The following is a 640-nucleotide window of genomic DNA, read 5'->3' as shown; positions in this document are numbered from 1 at the left end:
ATAACGACAAGAATAGTTTCAAGAACAGCTTCAAGGATTGGCATTATCGGCTTGATAGCTTCTGCTTCATTGTTAGCTCAAACATCCAACGCAGCTAGTAATAATGTGTCTACCATTCCTCTAGATATGTCTGGCGTAAGTATTACTAAACATGAAATTGCTGTCATGCAGGTACTGTCTGAAATTTGCCCACCGATGTTAAATAAAAGACAAAGACAACGTTTTTATAAATCTTACAATATACAACTGCATGAGCTTATGCCGTCTTTAGAAGATCCGAAGGCTGCAATACAGTATTTGTCAACGCAGCAAGATTATCGTCAAATCTTACAAAGTATACGTAGCTGGACACTGGGGTTCTCAAAACAAGAAAATAAAGCCTTGTGTGAAGATTTAGCAAACGCGCAATACTAACGGCTGACTTGTCACAACATACTCTGACTAAGCGATTAACCATATAAATATAAAAGCATCAGTCAGTATCCAACACCTCCTGCCCAAACAATTTTTATATCCTAAGTTTGCTCCTTTCATCCTAAAAACGAAGCGTGAAAGGAGCAAACTATTTGCGTACTATAATAGATACCAAATAAAAGAGCACCTTTTACTATGATGCAAAACTGCTTAAATAGACTCTTTT

The 640-nt window shown here is 36.9% G+C and carries 1 protein-coding gene; it reads left to right on the top strand.

What is annotated here, in order from left to right:
* A complete protein-coding gene (locus ACS8FD_RS21720) occupies positions 1–414 on the top strand; it encodes an MCR_0457 family protein (protein ID WP_439277398.1) in 414 nt (137 codons plus the stop codon).
* The last annotated feature ends 226 nt before the right edge of the window (positions 415–640 follow it).

Source organism: Psychrobacter sp. 1U2 (assembly GCF_051847575.1).
Note: the sequence above shows the minus strand (reverse complement) of the source record. Positions and strands in the feature narration are given on the sequence as shown.